The 18080-nt window shown below is 66.3% G+C and carries 15 protein-coding genes and 1 pseudogene; 14 read left to right on the top strand and 2 right to left on the bottom strand.

The genetic code is table 11. The features are described from left to right. Positions 1-2: 2 nt before the first annotated feature. The 10 genes and pseudogenes from ACEN2M_RS05445 (at position 3) to ACEN2M_RS05400 (ending at position 9904) form a co-directional block, all read left to right on the top strand. A complete protein-coding gene (locus ACEN2M_RS05445; RefSeq protein ID WP_441647119.1) occupies positions 3-908 on the top strand; it encodes a carbohydrate ABC transporter permease in 906 nt (301 codons plus the stop codon). 19 nt (positions 909-927) lie between these two features. Beyond that, a complete protein-coding gene (locus ACEN2M_RS05440) occupies positions 928-1944 on the top strand; it encodes a LacI family DNA-binding transcriptional regulator (protein WP_441647118.1) in 1017 nt (338 codons plus the stop codon). A gap of 162 nt (positions 1945-2106) precedes the next feature. Next, the gene (locus ACEN2M_RS05435) at positions 2107-3126 is read left to right on the top strand and encodes a LacI family DNA-binding transcriptional regulator (protein WP_441647117.1); all 1020 of its coding nucleotides are present in this window, start codon (positions 2107-2109) and stop codon (positions 3124-3126) included. Between the two features lie 146 nt (positions 3127-3272). Further along, positions 3273-3455: a hypothetical protein gene (locus tag ACEN2M_RS05430; RefSeq protein WP_441647116.1), complete on the top strand. Its 183-nt coding sequence runs from the start codon at positions 3273-3275 to the stop codon at positions 3453-3455. Then, positions 3452-4162, top strand: coding sequence for an L-ribulose-5-phosphate 4-epimerase (locus ACEN2M_RS05425; RefSeq protein WP_441647115.1), 711 nt, complete (start codon positions 3452-3454; stop codon positions 4160-4162). The genes ACEN2M_RS05430 and ACEN2M_RS05425 overlap by 4 nt, the downstream gene beginning before the upstream one ends. Then, positions 4111-4356 (top strand): annotated as a pseudogene (locus ACEN2M_RS05420) (L-arabinose isomerase); the annotation flags it as partial. The gene ACEN2M_RS05425 and the pseudogene ACEN2M_RS05420, both read left to right, overlap by 52 nt. Before the next feature lie 65 nt (positions 4357-4421). After that, positions 4422-5537, top strand: coding sequence for a multiple monosaccharide ABC transporter substrate-binding protein (chvE, locus tag ACEN2M_RS05415; RefSeq protein WP_441647114.1), 1116 nt, complete (start codon positions 4422-4424; stop codon positions 5535-5537). Between the two features lie 85 nt (positions 5538-5622). Beyond that, positions 5623-7152, top strand: coding sequence for a multiple monosaccharide ABC transporter ATP-binding protein (gene mmsA / locus ACEN2M_RS05410; protein WP_441647113.1), 1530 nt, complete (start codon positions 5623-5625; stop codon positions 7150-7152). A 33-nt stretch (positions 7153-7185) separates the two neighbouring features. Then, a complete protein-coding gene (gene mmsB, locus ACEN2M_RS05405; protein WP_441647112.1) occupies positions 7186-8427 on the top strand; it encodes a multiple monosaccharide ABC transporter permease in 1242 nt (413 codons plus the stop codon). A 385-nt stretch (positions 8428-8812) separates the two neighbouring features. Next, positions 8813-9904, top strand: a complete 1092-nt coding sequence (locus tag ACEN2M_RS05400) for a type IV toxin-antitoxin system AbiEi family antitoxin domain-containing protein (RefSeq protein ID WP_441647111.1) — start codon at positions 8813-8815, stop codon at positions 9902-9904. 109 nt (positions 9905-10013) lie between these two features. Here the strand turns inward: ACEN2M_RS05400 and ACEN2M_RS05395 are convergent, their stop codons facing one another. Both ACEN2M_RS05395 and ACEN2M_RS05390 read right to left on the bottom strand, forming a co-directional pair. After that, positions 10014-11027 carry a LacI family DNA-binding transcriptional regulator gene (locus ACEN2M_RS05395; RefSeq protein WP_441647110.1) on the bottom strand — a complete coding sequence of 338 codons (1014 nt, stop codon included), beginning with the start codon at positions 11025-11027 and terminating at the stop codon, positions 10014-10016. Between the two features lie 145 nt (positions 11028-11172). Then, positions 11173-12699, bottom strand: coding sequence for a sugar ABC transporter ATP-binding protein (locus tag ACEN2M_RS05390; protein ID WP_441647109.1), 1527 nt, complete (start codon positions 12697-12699; stop codon positions 11173-11175). A gap of 392 nt (positions 12700-13091) precedes the next feature. Between ACEN2M_RS05390 and ACEN2M_RS05385 the strand changes: the two genes are divergently transcribed. The 4 genes from ACEN2M_RS05385 to ACEN2M_RS05370 all read left to right on the top strand — a co-directional run bounded on the left by ACEN2M_RS05385 (position 13092) and on the right by ACEN2M_RS05370 (position 17822). Next, entirely contained in the window at positions 13092-14084 is a 993-nt protein-coding gene (locus tag ACEN2M_RS05385) for an ABC transporter substrate-binding protein (protein WP_441647108.1), read from the top strand. Between the two features lie 116 nt (positions 14085-14200). Beyond that, positions 14201-15727: a sugar ABC transporter ATP-binding protein gene (locus tag ACEN2M_RS05380; protein WP_441647107.1), complete on the top strand. Its 1527-nt coding sequence runs from the start codon at positions 14201-14203 to the stop codon at positions 15725-15727. After that, a complete protein-coding gene (locus ACEN2M_RS05375; RefSeq protein ID WP_441647106.1) occupies positions 15724-16800 on the top strand; it encodes an ABC transporter permease in 1077 nt (358 codons plus the stop codon). Before ACEN2M_RS05380 ends, ACEN2M_RS05375 begins: the two co-directional genes overlap by 4 nt. After that, positions 16797-17822, top strand: a complete 1026-nt coding sequence (locus ACEN2M_RS05370) for an ABC transporter permease subunit (RefSeq protein ID WP_441647105.1) — start codon at positions 16797-16799, stop codon at positions 17820-17822. The genes ACEN2M_RS05375 and ACEN2M_RS05370 overlap by 4 nt, the downstream gene beginning before the upstream one ends. Positions 17823-18080: the final 258 nt, after the last annotated feature.

Genomic DNA, 18080 nt, shown 5'->3' with positions numbered 1-18080 from the left:
CCATGACAACCACTCTCACCCCGGCCCGGCCCGACCGCGCCCAGCGCAAGGCGGAGCGCGCCTCGGCCCGCGTCTTCCGGCAGAAGGCCAGCCCGGTCTCCACCGGCATCCTCATCATCGGCGCGATCTACTGCCTGTTCCCCGTGTTCTGGGTGCTGATGGCCGCGAGCAAAGACAGCTCCGAACTCTTCTCCACCTTCACGCTGATGCCCAGCACCCACCTGTGGGACAACATCGTGGAACTCAGCCAGTACCGGGGCGGCCTGTTCTGGCGCTGGGTGCTCAACACCGCGATCTACGCGGGCGTCGGCGCCCTGGCCTCCACCTGGATCTCGGCGATCTCCGGCTACGTGTTGGCCAAGTTCGAGTTTCCCGGCAAGAAGGTCGTCTTCTCCATCCTGCTGATGGGCGTGCTGGTGCCCGGCGTCATCCTCGCCATCCCGCAGTACTTCCTGCTGGCCGAGGTGGGCCTCACCAACACCATGTGGTCGGTGCTGCTGCCGCAGATCATCAGCCCGTACGGCATCTACCTGGCCCGCATCTACGCGGCCGCCTCGGTTCCCACCGAGGTCATCGAGGCCTCCCGCACCGAGGGTGCCGGTGAGCTGTACATCTTCAACCGCATCGCCCTGCCGATGATGGGCCCCGGCCTGGTCACGATCTTCCTGTTCCAGTTCGTGGCCGTCTGGAACAACTTCATGCTGCCCTACATCATGCTCGGCGACGACAAGCTCTTCCCGGTCACCGTGGGCCTGAGCGGCCTGCTCAACCAGGGCGCATCCGCACCGTCGATGTACACGCTCGTGATCACCGGTGCGCTGCTGTCGATCATTCCGCTGATCATCCTGTTCCTGGTTCTGCAGCGCTACTGGAAGGTTGACCTCGCCGCCGGTGCGGTCAAGGCCTGACGGTCGCTAGGCTTCACACGTGACCCCGCCCCCAGCGAAGCGCCGGCCGACCATCGATGACGTGGCCGCGACCGCCGGCGTGTCCAGGGGCACGGTGTCCAGGGTGCTCAACGGCGGTCACTGGGTGAGCCCGGACTCCCTGGCCTCGGTGAACGCGGCCATCAAGAAGACCGGCTACAGGGTCAACCCGCACGCCCGCAGCCTCGCGACCAGCCGGGCGAATTCAGTGGCATTCCTGCTCACCGAATCACACGACCGCCTCTTCGAAGACCCCAACTTCGCGGTGCTGATGCGTGGGGCGTCGAAGGCGTTGTCCGAGCACGACATCTCGCTGGTGCTGATCATGGCCGGCAACGAAGACGAACAACGCCGGGCGACCGAATTCATCACCGCCGGCCACGTCGACGGGGTGCTGCTCGTCTCCTCGCACAGCGGTCGCCGTGGCCTGATTTCGGAGATCATCGCGGCCAACGTGCCGGCGATCGCCTGTGGGGTGCCGCTCGGGTTCGAGAAGAAGATGGGCTACGTGGCCGCGGACGACTACGACGGGGCCCGCGAGATGGTGCGCTACCTGCAGGGCCTCGGCCGCACGCGGGTCGCGACGATCGCCGGGCCGGAAGACACCTCTGGCGGCATGCGCAGGTTCGAGGCGTATGCCGACGAGCTCGGCGCCGCCTTCGACCCGAGCTATGTGGCGCGCGGCGACTACAGCCGGGCCAGCGGTGCCCAGGCCATGACCGAACTGCTGCAGCGCCATCCCGACCTCGACGCCGTCTTCGCCGCGAACGACGTGATGGCCGCCGGCGCCATCGACGTTCTGCTGGCCTCGGGCCGCCGGGTGCCCGAGGATGTGGCCGTGGGCGGCTTCGACGACGCCCCGGTGGCCACCCAGACCACACCGGCGCTGACCACGATGCACCAGCCGTTCGAGCGCATCAGCGAGGAAATGGTGCGGCTGCTGCTGCGCGTCATCGACGGTGAACGTCCTGCGGCGATCGTGCTGCCCACCGACCTGGTGGTGCGCGACAGCGCCTGATCCCAGCAGGGTGCGGGCGCGGCGCGGCTCATGTGACTGTCACATGGGGCCCGTGTTGGGGTATGTGACGGTCACATTCTGCATTCCACCAGCACCTCTGCCGTGCATAATTGGGATGCGTCCACATTTGTGACCGTGCACATTCGAACGAGGCCTCCTCCCGTGCCAGCTGATCTGCCCAAGAGTCGCGCACCCAGCATCCGGGATGTCGCGCGCCTTGCCGGTGTTTCGCACCAGACGGTCTCCCGGGTGCTGAACAACCATCCGAGCATCCGCGATTCGACCAAAGCGCGCGTGCAGCAGGTGATGGATGACCTGCAGTACCGGCCGAACCGGGCGGCCAGGGCGCTGTCCCGCGGCACCTCCCGCACCATCGGCGTGCTGTCGGCGTCGAGCTCGCAGTATGGCCCCGCCAGCAGCATCGCAGCCATCCAGGACGCGGCCCGCGAGGCCGGCTACTACGTCAACACGGCCAACCTGACGTCGGCTGATCCCGAGACCATCGAGGCCGCGGTGGATCACCTCATGCTGCAGTCGGTGGAGGGCATCGTGGTGATCGCCCCGCAGATGCGCGTCTTCGACGTTCTCGAGCAGCTCTCCATGGCCGTGCCCTATGTGACCCTCCAGTCCACCGGGCACCTCAATGAACACGGCCTGTCCTTCGACCAGATCGCCGGCGCCCGCGCCGCGACCCGGCACCTCATCGATCTCGGTCACCGCAACATCTACCACCTCGCCGGTCCGCAGGACTGGATCGAGGCCGAGGCGCGCATGCGCGGCTTCCTCGACGAGATGGGCGCGATGGATGTACCGACGACAGCCCCGATCCTCGGCGACTGGACCGCCGACTTCGGCTACTACGCCGGTCGTGAGTTGCTGCGCGTGCGAGATTTCACCGCGATCTTCTCCTCGAACGACCAGATGGCCCTGGGGCTGATGCATGCCATCCGCGACGCGGGACTCGACATCCCCGGAGACGTCAGCGTGGTTGGATTCGATGATATTCCCGAAGCGGCACACTTCTGGCCACCGCTGACCACGGTGCGACAGGACTTCGCCGAACTCGGCCGACGCTGCATCGCCCTGCTCCTGGACGGCATCACCGACGGCCCGGACCAACAGCGCAGCGCCATCATTCCCGAGCTCATCGTGCGCGGGTCAACGGGCCCACCGGCGTTCTGAGCGTCGCACGCAGAGAGCCTCATTCCGGTGCTCATTCCGGTGCCCATTCCGGTGCCAATTCCGGTGCCAATCTCGGGCGTTACCCAAAAGTGACAAACCTGACTTGACAGATCTTTCCCCGATGTGGCTAACATGAGGTCAGCAATGTGACCGTTCACATTCACCGCAACATCCGCACCACCCGCACCATCTCAGACAAGGGAGTCGATTCTGTGAGCACGTCCACCGCTCAGCCTGCCGCACCGGCCGCCGCTGCAGACGAGTCACACGTCACCGGAATCGACCATGGAACCCTCGCCGACGTCGCCTCCAGCGCGGTGTTCGCGTGAGCACGTTCGGGCCGCAGATCGAAGTGGCGATCGCGCGAGTGCGCGCGGACATCGCCCGGTTGCACGGTGAGCTGACCGCCAACGGCCTGGTCGTCTGGACCGGCGGGAACGTCTCCGGCCGGGTGCCCGGCGCGGACCTGTTCGTGATCAAGCCCTCCGGCGTTGACTACGCCGACCTGGCGCCGGAGAACATGATCCTCTGCGACCTGGACGGCAACGTCATCCCGGAGACCCCCGGCGCCGACCGGTCGCCGTCTTCGGACACGGCCGCGCACGCCTACGTCTACCGGCACATGAGCGAGGTCGGCGGGGTCGTGCACACGCACTCCACCTACGCCACCGCCTGGGCCGCCCGCGGCGAAGAGATCCCCTGCGTGATCACCGCGATGGCCGATGAATTCGGCGGACCGGTCCCAGTGGGCCGGTTCGCGATCATCGGCGACGACACCATCGGCCAGGGCATCGTCGAGGCCCTGACCGGGCACCGCTCCCGCGCCGTGCTGATGCAGAACCACGGCCCGTTCACCATCGGCAAAGACGCCCGCGACGCGGTCAAGGCCGCCGTCATGGTCGAAGACGTCGCCCGCACCGTGCACCTCGCCCGACAGGGCGGCGAGCTCATCCCGATCCCGCAGGCCGCGATCGACTCCCTCTTCAACCGCTACCAGAACGTCTACGGACAAGCACCGCAAGGAGCACTGAAGTGATATCAGCTGCCTCTGCCGCCGGCGCCGCCCACCCCACCGTCATGTCGACAGCCGTCGGCACCGAGGTTTTCCACTATTTCGCCGAGACCGCTCGCACCGAGCTTCTCGTGATCGAGAAAGACCACCATCCCGCGGGATTTCTCCGGCGAGGTGCGTTGGAACCAGACGAATATCGTCTGGCGCAAGGCCTGTAAATCACACCGCACCACCCACGACCCATTTGACATCAATGTCGATTGAAAATACGAAAGGAACCACAGTGAAGAAGAAAGCATTCCTCGCAACCCTGGCTGCCGGAGCCATGGTTATCTCGCTGGCAGCTTGCTCCAGCGGCGGCGGCGACGAGGGAGCCGGCGACGGCGGACTTGTCGGCGTTGCAATGCCCACGAAGTCCTCCGAGCGCTGGATCAACGACGGCAACGCCGTCAAGGAACAGCTCGAAGCCGAGGGTTTCACCGTCGACCTGCAGTACGCAGAGGACGACATCCCCATGCAGGTATCGCAGATCGAGAACATGATCACCAAGGGTGCCAAGGCCCTGATCGTCGCGTCGATCGACGGCACCACCCTCACCAGTGTGCTCCAGGACGCCGCAGACGCCGACATCCCCGTCATCGCCTACGACCGCCTGATCCGCGACACCGAGAACGTCAGCTACTACGCCTCGTTCGACAACTTCAAGGTCGGCCAGCAGCAGGCTTGGTCGCTCCTGAACGGCCTCGGCCTGACCGAGCTGGACGGAACGCCCATCGAGGGTGCCCCGGCCGGTCCGTTCAATGTTGAGCTGTTCGCCGGTTCGCTGGACGACAACAACGCGTTCTTCTTCTACGACGGCGCGATGGATGTCCTCCAGCCGCTGATCGACAGCAAGACGATCGTTGTCAAGAGCGGCCAGACCGACATCGAGCAGGTTGCAACCCTGCGTTGGGATGGTGAAGAGGCACAGAGCCGCATGGAGAACATCCTGACGTCGACGTACTCTGACGGCAGCGTTGTCAACGGCGTGCTCTCCCCGTACGACGGCATCTCACGAGGCATCATTTCTGCCCTCGAGGGTTCCGGCTACTCGCTGGGTGACACCTGGCCCGCGATCTCCGGCCAGGACGCCGAGCTCGACTCGGTCAAGGCCATCGTCGCCGGCGAGCAGTACGCCACGATCTTCAAGGACACCCGCAAGCTCGCTGAGGTCGCCGTTTCGATGACCCTCGCGCTGCTGAACGGTGACGAGCCGGAGATCAACAACACCACCGACTACGACAACGGTGTGAAGGTTGTGGACTCCTACCTCCTCGACTCCACGATCGTGGTCAAGGACAACATCACGCAGGAGCTGGTTGACAGCGGCTACTGGACCCAGGCCGAGATCGACGGCTAAGAGTCACGTGATCGTAACCGGTCGGCGGGGCCACACGCCCCGCCGGCCGGTCACAACTTGAGATTCGACCCAGAAAGGAACGCACGTGACCACCAACATCCTCGAGATGCGCGGTATTACCAAGACCTTCCCCGGCGTCAAGGCGCTGCAGGACGTGACGCTCAACGTCGCCCGTGGCGAAGTTCACGCCATCTGCGGTGAGAACGGCGCGGGCAAGTCCACCCTGATGAAGGTGCTCAGCGGGGTCTACCCCCACGGCACCTACACCGGCGACATCGTCTTCGAAGACGAAGTCGTTGAGTTCAAGGACATCAGGGACAGCGAGGCCAAGGGCATCGTCATCATCCACCAGGAGCTCGCCCTGAGCCCCTACCTCTCAATTGCAGAGAACATCTTCCTCAACAACGAACAGCGTGGCGCCCTCGGCCTCATCGACTGGAACAAGACCAACAGCGAGGCCGTCAAGCTCCTCGCCCGCGTGGGCCTCCGTGAAAACCCGACCACCAAGATCATGGACATCGGCGTCGGAAAGCAGCAGCTGGTGGAGATCGCCAAGGCCCTCTCCAAGCGCGTGAAGCTCCTCATCCTGGACGAGCCGACGGCCGCCCTCAACGATGAGGACTCCGACCACCTGCTCAACCTGATGCTGCACCTCAAGGGTCAGGGCATCACGTCGATCATCATCAGCCACAAGCTGAACGAGATCAAGAAGGTCTCCGACGCCGTCACGGTGATCCGCGACGGTAAGGCCATCGAGACGATCGCCAAGCAGGAGGTCACCGAAGACCGCATCATCAAGGACATGGTCGGCCGTGACCTCGAGCACCGCTACCCGGATCACACCCCGAATATCGGTGAGGAGATCCTGCGGGTCGAGGACTGGACCGCCCACCACCCCCAGGACCCCACCCGCGTGATGGTGGACAACGTGAACCTGAACGTTCGCCGTGGCGAGATCGTGGGCATCGCGGGCCTCATGGGCGCCGGGCGTACCGAATTCGCGATGAGCCTCTTCGGCCGCACCTATGGCAGCCGGATCAGCGGCAAGGTGTTCAAGGCGGGCAAGGAGATCAAGACCCGCACGGTGACCGAGGCGATCGACAACGGCATCGCCTATGCCACCGAAGACCGCAAGACCTACGGCCTCAACCTGATCGAAGACATCAAGCGCAACATCTCGATGGCGGCTCTGGGCAAGCTCGTCAAGGGTGGTCTGGTCGACGACAACGAAGAGTTCAAGGTCGCCAACGAGTACCGCACGAGCATGAACATCAAGGCACCGACCGTGCTGGCCAAGACCGGGAAGCTCTCCGGCGGCAACCAGCAGAAGGTCGTGCTGTCGAAGTGGATCTACTCGAACCCCGACGTGCTGATCCTCGATGAACCCACTCGTGGCATCGACGTCGGCGCCAAGTACGAGATCTACGCGATCATCAACGCCCTCGCCGCACAGGGCAAGGGCGTCATCGTGATCTCGTCGGAGCTGCCCGAGCTGATCGGCATCTGCGACCGCATCTACACCCTTTCCGAGGGCCGCATCACGGGAGAATTCCCGATCGATGATGCCACCCCGGAGACCCTTATCAAGCACATGACCATGGAAAAGGCCCGTTAGCGTCGGCGCTATCGGAATAGGAGAAACGTCAAAATGAGTGATCTCGAAACCAAGCCGGCGAGCAACACGGCCGCAGGTGCACAAGTCAACCCCAGCAACTCCAAGGCGGGCCAGTGGCTCAGCCACGTCATCGCCGACCTCGGCAAGAACGGCATCTTCGTCGCCCTGATCGTGGTGGTCGTGCTGTTCAGCTTCCTGACCGACGGCATCCTGCTGCGGCCGCAGAACATCTCCAATCTGATCGTGCAGAACGGCTACATCCTCGTTCTCGCGGTCGGCATGGTGATGGTCATCATCGCCGGCCACATCGACCTGTCGGTCGGCTCCGTCGCCGCCTTCGTCGGTGCCGTGTCCGGTGTGTTCGCGGTGACCTGGGGCCTGCCCTGGTGGCTGTCGATCATCCTGTCGCTCCTGGTCGGCGCCCTCGTGGGTGTCTGGCAGGGCTTCTGGATCGCCTACGTGGGCATCCCGGCGTTCATCGTGACGCTGGCCGGCATGCTGATCTTCCGTGGGCTTGCGCTCGCGGTTCTCGGCAACGCCAACATCGGTTCGTTCCCGGGCGAATACCGCGCCCTGGGTAACGGCTTCCTCACGGATGTCTTCGGCGAGTTCGAGCTGGACCCGCTCACCCTCGGCGTCGCAGCCCTGGCGATCATCGCCCTGATCGTGCAGCAGGTGCGCACCCGTCGTGGCCGTGCCTCGTACGGCCAGGAAGTCGAGCCGCTCGTCTGGTTCGTCGGCAAGCTCGTGCTCATCACCGCCGGCATCGGCCTGTTCGCCTACGCCCTCGCCTCCTACAAGGGCATCCCGGTCACCCTGATCGTGCTCGCTGTGCTGGTGCTCGTCTACGGCGTCATCATGAACCGCAGCGTCTTCGGTCGCCACATCTACGCCATCGGTGGCAACCTGCACGCCGCTGAGCTCTCCGGCGTGAAGACCCGCAACGTGACGTTCTGGCTGTTCGTGAACATGGGTGTGCTCGCAGCGCTCGCCGGCCTGATCTTCACCGCCCGCCTCAACCTGGCCGGCCCGAAGGCCGGTGACGGCTTCGAGCTCGAGGCCATCTCCGCCGCCTTCATCGGTGGCGCGGCAGTGCAGGGTGGTGTGGGCACCATCGGTGGCGCCATCATCGGTGGTCTGATCATCGGTGTGCTGAACAACGGCATGTCGATCATGGGCATCGGCATCGAGTGGCAGCAGGCCGTGAAGGGCCTCGTGCTGCTTCTCGCCGTGGCCTTCGACGTGTACAACAAGCGTCGCGCCGGCGGTCGCTAGCCCGACCCGCACCATCCGGCCGCTGGCCCCGCTCCTCTCTACGGATGCGGGGTCAGCGGTCTTTGGCGTGCCCGCCCCGCCGTTCGGGTGGCACCCCGCCCCCTCGCGGCGCACCTTCCGTCTCGCGGCGCAGGTTGATGCTCGTGGCGCAGGATAAGTGGCGCATTAACGTGCGCCGCGAGGACCAACGTGCGCCGCGAGCACTAGCGTGCGCCGCGAGGGCGTACCTGGGCTTGGGAGGCGGCGCGGTCGTTGCTGTGCAGGCGCTGCTCGTGCGCGACGACCAGGGGCGACGGGCGTCCCTCCACTGACCGCCCAGGCCCCGGATAGTGCACCAGACCCGCAATCGGGACCGTGGCGCCCGTCGCATGGAGGACGCTGCGACATGGTCACTTCCCAGTTCTCGTCCAACCCATCCTTCGTGCGGGAGCCCTCGAGCGCCGCCGGCCCGCACTCCGTCCATCCTGCCGCCCGACTGGCCGATGTCGTTGCCGTGCGTTTTGGCGGGCTACTCCCGGCCGAATCGCTGCGGGAGGCCGGAGTGTTGCCGCATAGCGTCCAGAGGCTGTGCCGCGAGGGCGTGTTGCACGGCATCCGCCGCGGCGTTTATGTCACCGGGGAGCGCTGGCGCGCTGCGGATGCGGATGAGCGATACAGCCTCCTGGTTCGGGCGACAGCGCTGGCGGCGAGGAAGCCACCCGTGCTGTCGCACCACTCCGCGGCCGTTCTGCGCGGCCTCCCCATCATCGGCGGCTGGCCCCCCACTGTGCACACCATCGTTCCGGGTGCCAGCGGAGGCAGTAACGCTCGATTCACCACCAGCCACAGAGGAGTGGCTCCGGACGTGCTGGAGGACGTTGACGGGTGTCGGGTGACGTCGCTGGCTCGCACTCTGGTGGATGTGGCCGCGTCGTCGCCATTTCTGGTGGGGGTGGTCATGGTGGACCATGCCCTGCGGGTCGAGCAGGAACGTGCCGAGCGGGAAGACGGGCGGGTCCGACGCGGGGGTGGGATCACCGGTCCGGGCCGGCCGGCGCTGACGAAAGCGGATCTCTACCGGGAATTGGAGCTGGTGAACCCGCGCACCGGGCGGCGCGCCGCAGAGCGGGCGATCGCCTTCGCGAACCCTCTGTCGGCGAATCCCGGCGAGACGCTGAGTCGGGTGCGCATCTTCCAGCTCGGGTTCGCGGCGCCGGAGTTGCAGGTCTGCTTTCCCGACGTTCTCGGCAGGAACGCCTACGTGGACTTCTGGTGGCGCCGGGTGCGCAAGATTGGCGAATTCGACGGGTTTCTCAAGTACGGGGCGGGGCCGGTGCTGGGCGCGCGTGACCCGAGTTCGGTGGTGTGGCAGGAGAAACAGCGTGAGGATGCGCTGCGGGCCCGGGTGAACAGCTTCGACCGGTGGGGCTGGGAGCTCGCGCTTTCACCGGCCCGGTTTCACACGTTCCTCACCGAGCGGGGCGTTCCCCGCGCCTGAGGAGGCGGCCGAGGCCTGGCCTGGACCGCGGGTCGGCCCGGTGGGGCCGGCGTCTGGTGTCGCGGGGTGGTGCGGGTCGGCCCGGTGGGGCCGGCGGCCGGCGCGGCGGTCAGCCGGCGGCGGGGTGTCGGCCGGTGGACGCGCGCTCGATCAGCTCGGGGACGGATTGCTCGATGGCTGAATCCTCGCCGTTGATCCGCGCGAGCAGGGCGCTGAGCAGGTCGCGGCCGATGCGCTCGAAGTCCTGCCGCACCGTGGTGAGCGGGGGCGAGAGATGCTCCGCCTCCGGCACATCGTCGAAACCGACGACGCTGATGTCCCCGGGCACCGAGCGGCCCCGAGCGGTCAGGGCGTGCATCAGCCCCACGGCCATCTGGTCGTTGGCCACGAACACCGCGCTCAGGCGTTCAAGGTCGCATTCCATGCCGAACCTGTAGCCCGCTGACGGTGACCAGTCACCCGTGCCGATGACCCTGGCCTCGAACCCGCGAGCGTTGAGCTCGTCGCGCCAGCCGCGTTCGCGTTCACGCGCATCCCCCGAATCACGGGGACCGGCCAGGTGCGCGATGTGCCGGTGGCCGAGGCTCGCCAGGTGCCGAACGGCGCTGCGCGCCCCGTTGTACTGGTCCGCCCCGACCGTGGTGATGCCGGTGCGCGGCGTCGCCTCGAGGGCGGCAACCGGGATGGCCAGCTCCATGCCCGCCACGACATCGACGATGCCCTGGTGGCTCGTGATGACGGCGATCCCCTCGACGTTCTGGCGGAGGAATGCCTCGACGACGGCCCGGATCGACGCGGGTTCGCTGTCGATCATGCTCGCCGTGAAGACCGACCAGGTGGCGTCCCTGGCCGCCGCATTGAAGTACAGCTGGGCGGATGAGGGGCCGAACTCCGGCGCACCCGTGGCGATGAGCCCGATGGTGCGCGAGCGCCGGGTGACCAGAGCGCGTGCGGCGGGCGATGGCACGTACCGAAGCTTCTTGATCGCCTCTTCGACCCGCACCCGGGTGGAGGCGCGCACATTGGGCAGGTCGTTGAGCACCCGGGACACCGTCTGGTGCGAGACGCCGGCGAGCCGGGCGACATCGAAAATCGTCGCCTGGCGCGGCGTGTCCTCTCTCACGGGGTCCCCTCTGTCGGCGGTTTGTGGTGTCCCGCGTCGCCGGGGGCGGTCATCCCGGGCGCGGCGTGAACGGCCCGCGCGAGGTTATGCCATAAAACGAACTTTAGTCGAGTGCCCCGGTGGACACCTGCCAGGAGCAGGGCGGTCAGCGTGCCACCCCCGGATCTTCGGAGGGCTCGCCATCGGCGATCGCGGCGAGCAACCGGCCGACGGACAGGTCGTTGTTCGCCAGGTCGCCGACCTTCCGGCGGTCGCGCAGAATGGCGACCCGGTGGCTGATGCGCAGCACCTCTTCGAGCTCCGCCGAGATGAACACCACCGCCAGCCCGTTCTCGGCCAGGTCGGAGACGAGCTTCTGGATCTCCGCTTTGGCCCCGACATCGATGCCCCTGGTCGGCTCGTCCAGGATCAGCAGCCGGGGGGCGATCGCCAGCCAGCGCGCCAGCAGCACCTTCTGCTGATTGCCGCCGGACAGGGTCCCGACCACCGCCTCGGGGTCACTGGGCCGGATGTTCAGCGCCTGGATGTAGCTGGCCGCGAGTTCGTCCTGCCGGCGGCGGGGGATCCGCCGGAACCAGCCGAGGTCGGCCTGCAGGGCCAGCGCGATGTTCTCGCGAACCGTCAGGTCCGCCAGGATGCCCTCGGTGCGGCGATCCTCCGACGCGTAGGCGATCCGTCGGCGCAGCGCACCGCGCGGAGTCCGGAACCGCGCCGGCTTGCCGTCGACGAAGATCTGGCCCTCATCCGGCCGGTCGATGCCGGCCAGCAGTCGCGCCAACTCGGTGCGCCCCGAGCCCAACAGGCCGGCCACTCCGACGATCTCGCCCTCGTGCACCGACAGGTCGAGGGGAGTGATCGCGCCGTCGCGGCCCAGCCCGATCGCCGAGATCAGCGGCGGATCCGCCGCGAGATGCTCCTCCACCTCGCTCTCGCGGGTGTGCGCCTGCAGGTCGACGAGGACCGAGAGATCCTTGCCGACCATCTTGTGCACCAGGTCGATGCGGAGCAGCTCGTCGGTGAGGTATTCGCCGACCAGACGGCCATCCCGCAGTACGGTGAGCCGGTCCGAGATCTCGTAGACCTGCTCGAGGAAGTGGGAGATGAAGAGGATGGCGACGCCGGCCTTCTTCAGGCCGGCGATCACCCTGAACAGTTCGGTGACCTCGTCGTTGTCCAGGCTCGACGTGGGCTCGTCGAGGATCAGCACCTTGGGCCGCACGGCTATCGCCCGGGCGATCGCCACGAGTTGCTGCACGGCGGGGGAGTGCTCGGACAAGCGCGACGACGGGTCGATGGTGAGGTTCATCGTCCGCAGTAGCCGGGCCGTGGTCCGGTGCGCGGCCCGCCAGTCGATCCCGCCCCATCGCCGCCGTGGTTCCCGGCCCAGCATCACGTTCTCGGTCACGCTGAGGTTCGGCAGGAGGTTGACCTCCTGGTACACGGTGCTCACCCCGGCCCGCTGGGCGTCGGCGGGACCTGCGAAGTGCACCGTCACGCCGTCGATCTCGATCAGCCCGCGGTCGATTCCCTGCACGCCGGTGAGCGCCTTGATCAGGGTGCTCTTGCCCGCGCCGTTCTCACCCATGAGCGAGTGCACCTCACCGGGGAACATCCGGAAGTCCACGTCATCCAGTGCCCTGGCGCCGGGGAACTCGACCGTGATGCCGGTCATGCTGACGATGGGGGACGGCGCGATCACAGCTGCCGCCCGGGCACGCCGAGGCCGGGGCAGGCAGAAACGTCACTGCGCGGGTGCACCTGGGCGAACCTCCTCGTTCTCCTGAATGTTAGGGTTCACAACCCGGCGCCGCAACTTGTTGTTTCACGGCCTGAATCTGCCGGGTAGGGCCTTGACAACGAAGATGAGCCAGCTATAGCCTCCGTGTGAAGCAATTGTGAAGGCTAACAATTGGGGTTGACGACGAAGTCAGGGATGACCGAGAAGCAGTCCTGGCTTGCGTTGTTAGCGATCACAGGATGCTGACGCACCACAGTTTGTCCAATCGGACGCATTCACTCTGCAGGCACGATAACCGTGTCTGCAGGTCTCAAGGAGGAGATCACATGGCACGCACAACACGGTTCCGGGCGTTCACGGGCTTGGCCCTCGCCGGAGCACTGACCCTCAGCCTCGCCGCCTGCTCGTCGGGCTCAAGCGATTCCCCGGCCGCCGAGGGTGACGAACTGGTCACCGTCGGTTTCGTCGCCGTCGGCCCCGAGGGCGGCTGGCGCACCGCGAACGAGCAGAACATCCAGGACTCGTTCTCCAAGGAGAACGGCTTCGACCTCAAGTACGCCCCGGCCACCAACGGTGACCAGAACTCGCAGATCACCGCGTTCACGTCGTTCATCGACGAGGGTGTCGACGCGATCCTGCTCTCGGCCACCGAGGCCACCGGCTGGGAGGACGTGCTGTCCCGCGCCCAAGAGGCCGAGATCCCGGTGGTGCTGCTCGACCGCGGCATCGAGCCGAACGACGAGAGCCTCTACACCAGCCGCATCGCACCCGACAACGTGGGCATCAGCGCCTCCGCCGCCGAGTGGGCGAACGAGCAGTTCCCGGATGGCGCCAAGTACGTCGTTCTCGAAGGCCCGCCCGGGCTGTCGGTCGTCAACGACCGCAACAAGGGCTGGGACGAGGCCGTCGCCGACAACCTGACCAAGCTGGAGAGCCAGTCGGCGAACTGGTCGACCGAAGAGGCCAAGAGCGTCTTCGAGACCATGCTCAAGGCCAACGGCAACGACATCCAGCTGGTCTTCGCACAGAACGACGAGATGGGCCTTGGCGCGGCCCTCGCCGTTGAGGAAGCCGGCCTCACGCTGGGCACCGACGTGAAGATCATCACCATCGACGGCACCAAGGCCGCCCTGGAGGCCCTCGCCGCCGGACGCCTGAGCTTCGTCGCCGAGTACAACCCGCTGTTCGGTGACGACGCGATCGACGTCGTCAAGGCCGCCCTCGCCGGTGACAGCGTCGAGTCGAGCATCGTCGTGCCGAGCACGACGTTCGATTCGCCCGAGGCCGCCACCACGGCGCTGCCCGACCGCCAGTACTAGCACCAACCCGTGTCCGTTCCCGTGGCCCCTGCCGCGGGAACGGACACGCCCACCCGTGGCAGGTGCCACGTGACCGTACGACGAGGCCGGTATATCGGCAGAACGACCAGGCAGACATGGCAGCGACAGAGCCGATCGTCGAGATGGAGAACATCTCGATCGAATTCCCGGGGGTCAAGGCTCTCCAGGACGTGAATTTCCGCCTCTTCCCCGGCGAAGTGCACACCCTGATGGGTGAAAACGGGGCGGGCAAATCCACCCTCATCAAGGCCCTCACCGGTGTCTACAAGATCGACTCCGGCACCATCAAGGTGGCCGGCGGACCCCGACGGTTCACGGGAACCGCCGATGCGCAAAGCGCGGGCATCTCCACCGTCTATCAAGAGGTCAACCTCTGCGACAACCTCACGGTCGGCGAGAACGTCATGCTCGGCCATGAGGTGCACGGACCGCTCGGCATCAGCTGGCGGAAGACCCACGAGGCCGCCCACGACGCCCTGGTGCGGCTCGGGCTCGGTGACCTCGACCCCCGGCAGCCGCTCTCCAGCATCTCCCTGGCGCTGCAGCAGCTCGTGGCCATCAGCCGGGCGATGGTCACCGATTCCAAGGTGCTGATCCTCGACGAACCCACCTCGAGCCTGGACGCGAACGAGGTCGAGGGCCTGTTCACCGTGATCCGGCGCCTCCGCGACGAAGGCGTCGCCATCCTCTTCGTCTCGCACTTCCTCGACCAGGTCTACGCGATCAGCGACCGGCTCACTGTGCTGCGGAACGGCGAATTCGTCGGCGAGCACATGACGGCCGAACTCACCCGAAGCCAGCTCATCTCCAAGATGATCGGCAAGGACGCCGACTCGCTCAACTCCCTCGGCTCCAACCGGGGCCGCGCCGCGCACGCCGCCGGCACCCCCTACTACAGCGCGAAGAACCTCGGCCGGAAGGGCTCGATCGAACCCGTCGACATCGACGTGCACGCCGGCGAAGTGGTCGGCCTGGCCGGGCTGCTCGGCTCCGGACGCACCGAACTCGGCCGGCTGATCTACGGCGCCGACCGGCCCGACACCGGCGAGGTGTCGATCGACGGCAGCACAACAGAGGTGCACAGCCCGGTGGCCGCCCTGGCCCGCAAGATCGCCTTCTCCACCGAGAACCGCCGCGATGAGGGCATCATCGGTGACCTCACGGTGCGGGAGAACCTCATCCTGGCCGTGCAGGCCCGGCGCGGATGGGCGCGGCCGCTGTCCCGCCGCGAACAGAACGAGATCTGCAACAAATACCTCGTCGAGCTCAATGTGCGCCCGGCCGACCCCGAGCGCGCCATCCGGAACCTGTCCGGAGGCAACCAGCAGAAGGTCCTGCTGGGCCGCTGGCTGGCCACCAATCCCGAACTGCTCATTCTGGACGAGCCCACCCGAGGAATCGACGTCGGTGCCAAGGCCGAAATCCAGGAGACCATCGCCTCCCTCGCCGAGAACGGCATGTCCGTGGTCTTCATCTCCTCGGAGCTCGAAGAGGTCGTGCGCCTCAGCGAGCGCATCATCGTACTCAAGGACCACCGCAAGATCGGCGAGATCACCAACGGTCCCCTCGTCACCGCCGATACCATCGTCGATATCATCGCCTCAGAAGGGAGCAGCGAATGAGCGCCTCCGGGACCCGTCAGCCGGCCGCCGTGCAGTTCGTCACCAGGCTCTTCCACCAGCCGTACGTGTGGGCGATCGTGGCCCTGGTGCTGCTGCTCATCGTGAACCTCACCAAGAACCCCGGCTACCTCGGGGTGTCGGTCAACGCCGCCACCGGCAACCTGTCCGGCAACGTCATCGACATCCTGCGCGCCAGCGCCCCGATCATGATGATCGCGGTGGGCATGACCCTGGTGATCGCCACCCGCGGCATCGACCTGTCGGTGGGGTCCGTGATGGCTGTCGCCGGCGCCGTCTCGATGGAGTTCATGCGCAACACCGGAACCGGCTCGTTCGGCACCGCGGTCACCGCGGTGCTCCTGGCCCTCGGCATCAGCGCCCTCCTCGGCACCCTCAACGGCATCCTCGTCTCGATCGTCGGCCTGCAGCCCTTCATCACCACCCTGGTCATGATGCTGGCGGGCCGCGGCCTGGCCAAGGTGATCACCTCGGGTCAGAACACCTCGGCGACCAACGAATCGTTCAGGTGGCTGGCCAACGGCACCGTCTTCGGTTTCCCCGTGGTCTTCGTGATCGCCGTGGCGATCGTGGCGATCCTCGCGGCCCTGGTTCGGCGCACCGCGCTGGGGCTGATGATCGAGTCGATCGGTATCAACCCCAAGGCGGCACGGATGGCCGGCATCCGCCCGGTAGGCATCCTGATCTCCGTCTATATAGTGAGCGCCGTGCTCGCGGGCGTCGCCGGCATCTTCAGCACCGCCAGCGTCATGACGGTGGAGGTCGCCAAAACGGGCATGACCGCCGAAATGGACGCGATCCTCGCGGTGGTGATCGGCGGCACCTCCCTGGCCGGGGGCAAGTTCTCGCTCACCGGCAGCATCATCGGGGCGCTGCTCATCGCCACCCTCGACAAGACCATCGTCTACATGTCCATTCCCTCGTCGGCCACACCGGCGTTCAAGGCGATCGTCATCGTCATCATCTGCCTCCTGCAGTCACCGAGGGTGCGAGCGCTGTTCAACCAGCGGAAATCCAGTACCACCCGCGCCCGGAAGGAAGCAGTGCCGGCATGACCACAACGCTGATCGAAAAGCCGGCCAAACCCACGCTGCGCTCCCGGATGAAACCGAACCTGGAGACCCTGCCGACGCTCGCCGCGGTGGCGATCTTCATCGGCATGGTGATCTACGGTGAGATCGCCTACGGCAGGATCGTGCAGTTCAGCACGATCTCCAATCTGCTGATCAACAACGCCTACCTGATCATCCTGGCCGTGGGACTGACCTTCGTGATCCTCACCGGTGGCATCGACCTGTCGGTGGGCGCGGTGATCGCGATCAGCAGCCTGGTCGGCGTCATGCTGGCCAACGCCGGCTGGAATCCGCTCGTGGTGATCGTGCTGATGATCCTGATCGGCTCGGCCTTCGGTGTCGCCTCCGGGGTGCTGATCCAGTACTTCAATGTGCAACCGTTCATCGCGACGCTCGCGATGATGTTCCTCGCCCGCGGCCTGGCCTCGATCCTCAGCACCACCCCGCAGCGGCTCGAGGACGATTCGGTGATCCGCACCCTCGCCACCGAGTGGAAGGTCTTCGACGGGCCCAAGATCAATGACCTCGTCACGACGCCCAACGTCCTGATCGCCGCAGCCGTCGTCATCGTGGCGTTCTACCTGCTGCACCGCACCCGCTTCGGCCGCACGGTCTACGCGATCGGCGGCTCGGAGCAGTCGGCGCTACTGATGGGCCTACCGGTGGTGCGGACGAAGCTGATGATCTACGTGATCAGCGGCACCCTGGCGGGCCTCGCGGCCGTGGTCTACACGTCGAAGCTGGGCATCGCGCAGAACATCACCGGGGTGGGCTGGGAGTTGGACGCCATCGCGGCGGTCATCATCGGCGGCACCCTGCTGACCGGTGGCGCCGGCTTCGTGCTCGGCTCCGTGATCGGCGCACTCGTGCTCGGACTGATGAACGTGCTCATCACCCGGGACGGCAGCATCCCGCCCGAGGCGACCACCATCATCACCGGCGGCATCCTGCTGGCCTTCGTGCTCCTGCAGAGATTCGTCGTCTCACGCAAACGCAAGACCTGAGCCGGGGCCCCGACCGGGCCCGCCGAGACCGAGTGCCTGTTCGCCGTCGCGAGCGGGCACTCTGTCGTTGGCGACGCGCCCGACGCGCCCGGCGCCGGTTTCCACAGGGCGAAATCGGCGCATCCCGCAACCTGTGGATAACTTCGTGCCGGACCGCGTGATTCTGCGGGGTCGGGCACCGACGCCCTGTTGACAACCGGTGGAATGTCGGTGGATAAGTACATAATTGTAATTCCCGCATGTAGTGGCTGTTCCTAT

This window comes from Cryobacterium sp. W22_MBD10_FK3 (genome assembly GCF_052113745.1).
GTDB lineage: Bacteria > Actinomycetota > Actinomycetes > Actinomycetales > Microbacteriaceae > Cryobacterium.
This window is presented reverse-complemented; position numbering and strand designations above follow the sequence as displayed.

Bases quoted from the DNA above. Each gene is read 5' to 3' on its own strand.
- mmsB (WP_441647112.1), top strand. From the start codon at position 7,186: ATGAGTGATCTCGAAACCAAGCCGGCGAGCAACACGGCCGCAGGTGCA.
- ACEN2M_RS05380 (WP_441647107.1), top strand. From the start codon at position 14,201: ATGGCAGCGACAGAGCCGATCGTCGAGATGGAGAACATCTCGATCGAA.
- ACEN2M_RS05400 (WP_441647111.1), top strand. From the start codon at position 8,813: ATGGTCACTTCCCAGTTCTCGTCCAACCCATCCTTCGTGCGGGAGCCC.
- ACEN2M_RS05385 (WP_441647108.1), top strand. From the start codon at position 13,092: ATGGCACGCACAACACGGTTCCGGGCGTTCACGGGCTTGGCCCTCGCC.
- ACEN2M_RS05390 (WP_441647109.1), bottom strand. From the start codon at position 12,699: ATGACCGGCATCACGGTCGAGTTCCCCGGCGCCAGGGCACTGGATGAC.
- ACEN2M_RS05375 (WP_441647106.1), top strand. From the start codon at position 15,724: ATGAGCGCCTCCGGGACCCGTCAGCCGGCCGCCGTGCAGTTCGTCACC.
- ACEN2M_RS05445 (WP_441647119.1), top strand. From the start codon at position 3: ATGACAACCACTCTCACCCCGGCCCGGCCCGACCGCGCCCAGCGCAAG.
- ACEN2M_RS05370 (WP_441647105.1), top strand. From the start codon at position 16,797: ATGACCACAACGCTGATCGAAAAGCCGGCCAAACCCACGCTGCGCTCC.